General features: G+C 38.0%; 4 protein-coding genes. 1 reads left to right on the plus strand and 3 read right to left on the minus strand.

The annotated features are described in order from the left end of the window. Positions 1-1,212: phage tail fiber protein (locus DK857_RS19040; protein WP_109402988.1), on the plus strand; the 1,212-nt coding region annotated here is incomplete at its 5' end. A gap of 39 nt (positions 1,213-1,251) precedes the next feature. Here the strand turns inward: DK857_RS19040 and DK857_RS19045 are convergent. From DK857_RS19045 to DK857_RS19050, 3 genes are all read right to left on the minus strand, one after another. Beyond that, positions 1,252-1,392: a DNA polymerase III subunit theta gene (locus DK857_RS19045; RefSeq protein WP_109402989.1), complete on the minus strand. Its 141-nt coding sequence runs from the start codon at positions 1,390-1,392 to the stop codon at positions 1,252-1,254. A gap of 12 nt (positions 1,393-1,404) precedes the next feature. Continuing rightward, positions 1,405-1,566, minus strand: a complete 162-nt coding sequence (locus DK857_RS19625; protein ID WP_215534280.1) for a YnfU family zinc-binding protein — start codon at positions 1,564-1,566, stop codon at positions 1,405-1,407. A gap of 162 nt (positions 1,567-1,728) precedes the next feature. Next, complete coding sequence (locus DK857_RS19050; protein ID WP_109402990.1) at positions 1,729-2,103, minus strand: hypothetical protein; 375 nt, start codon at positions 2,101-2,103, stop codon at positions 1,729-1,731. Positions 2,104-2,492 lie beyond the last annotated feature (389 nt).

The following is a 2,492-nucleotide window of genomic DNA, read 5'->3' on the forward strand; positions in this document are numbered from 1 at the left end:
GCCACAGCAACTAACACAACATTCTCAATTCATATTACTGAGCCAGATAATAATAGTGATGCGGCAAGAACAATGGTCGCTATTAATAGTTATGTTGAGTATTTCCTTGATGCAATGAACACATGGATGACTCAGACAGGCCAAACAAAAATTGAGATGCCGAACGGCGAGGTTGTTACTCTTGATAGCATTAAGAAGATGCAGGGGGATATCAGTAATAAAGCTGATTTAACAGCGACAGTAATTCAAACTTTTTTAGGGCCAATTGAATCAATTAATAGTATTTGGGCTAAAAAATCCACAAATAATAGAGTTGGTCTGGTTGCTGAAGATAACCGTCGTTTTATATCAACAAGGGCGGAAAATGGCTCTGCATATAACTCGATAGGTATACCTGATAAAAATGGCACAATGATGCTTATTGGTGATTATGGAATAGGAGGGAATTCACCTTTAATTACAGAAAATAATGAATTAATTAATAAAATGAAGTCTGGTTTTTTTAGGCAGGGAGGCGGTGTAACAACTGGGAGTTTTTTCAATGAATGGGGAAATGGAATATCACTAGCTTATTCTGAAAGTGCTGGTTATCACATTTTTGGTACATTATCCGCCAATAAAACAAAGTTATTATTTTGTAAGATTCAAAATGGCAATGTAGATCATGGAGAGATTATAACAACAATAAATACAACCACAGACCCGCAAGGTTTCATCAAAAAAGCCTCCCCTATTATCAACATCAACCCTGATGGCTCATTTACAACTAACGACGAATCAGAAGGCGCAACTGTTACTCAAGTAGCAAAAGGAGAGTATCTTATCGAAGGCGTTTTAGGCTTTAACTCAGATGCAGGCTGGGGCGGTGTTGATGGTGGTATTGAAATTCCACTCGATGTCAATAAACAGCCTCTTATTTGGGTTGACTCTAAAGTTAACAAAGACGGATCTATTCTCGTCAAAACGTATCATCGCACTCACCCTAATGCACCTAAATTCGCCCGTAATGATATTGATGGTTACAAAGACGGCGACCCAATTGATATCCCTAATGGTCGCTTTATTTCTGTTCGTGTACAGATGCCAGAGCAATCAATCTATAACGTGAGAATGCGTGAGATGGAAGAAGCTCAGAAAGTGGAAGAGGAGCGCAGACAAAAAGAAGAGGAAGAAAATCAGGACACCAATAAGACACCAGAAATTGATAACTAATTGATTATATAGCTCGGTCGGTTCCATCCAACATCGGCACTACTCTGTTTTCAAATACTGCACTGAATTACCATCTGGCAACTTCTTACTTCTCTCACGATAAAACGCTAGTCGTTCATTAAAGTACGCTCTCAAATGTGCTGGCTGTTGTCGTTCAACTTCGGACGCAACAACTGGCATATTGAGTTGTGTTTATATTTTATTGAAATAAAACATGTAGCCACAATTTGGGCATAATAAGATTAGGTTTTTCTTAAGCTTGTGTTTATTTTGTTTAGCAACATAGGAACAACTTGGGCAGGTAACTTCTACTAGTGCGTCTTGAAACATTCTTATCACATTAAAAGCTTTCATATCTTTCACCCATTATAGGGATATCGTGATTCAGTGTACGCTACTTTGTATTTTATTGCTTAATTTTTGTTCTTTTATTTGTGGTGACAAGTTTTATTACACCACATGATAAAGCACAGCAAGTACGTTTGAGTATTTAAGGTGCCAGAAACTGCCTGTTGGTTAGCCAACTACCATACACTCACCTTCAATAAAATCCTCTCCGTCATCTTCGCATTTAACAAGACGACACTTTCCACATAAGCCATATCGACTAACGATACAACGAACACCAGGGGAGCTACTTGAGCCTTGGTGTTTGTTTTGTCGCCTTTCATAACTGAATACCTTTTCTAACAAGCCATCTTTAACCATACTATCTAATGTTCTGCGAGTAGATTCGAGAATACTTTTCTTATCAAAAGAATCCATTCCTTTAAGCATATAAGCTACACCTGAAACGTCGAAAGGTGGTGCGCCAATTTCACCCGTTACCCATTCAAGATTGTCAGGTTTAAATAATTCCATTATCTCTTTTTTGCGTGAGGTCATTCTCATTTTTAATATTCCTTATTGTGGGTTACATCTATCCTACAATAAGGAGCCAATAAGACATACAAATAAAAGGGTTTATCATCCTGACGTGTTAAGCAAGCGGATTAGGTGATATGCATATTATTTCGTATTTAATGAATTAATATTGCTCTGGAATTCTTTCTAACGAAGGGATTGAATGAAATATTTTATTACACTTTGTTACAAATGGAAAACCCCAAGGAGTTACCCTCGGGGTTCTTTATTCAAATGCACGTGCATTTCGCGTGCACTTTCAAGTCCTTTTGTTGTCAGTGTGTAGTCTTGATGATTTCGCTAACTTCTTGTTTTTGAAACCGTTGTCCTATCACTGACCCACCAAATTTGGTGGAGCTGGCGGGAGTTGAACCCGC

Origin of the sequence: Proteus terrae (assembly GCF_003144325.1) — a bacterium.
Lineage (GTDB): Bacteria > Pseudomonadota > Gammaproteobacteria > Enterobacterales > Enterobacteriaceae > Proteus > Proteus terrae.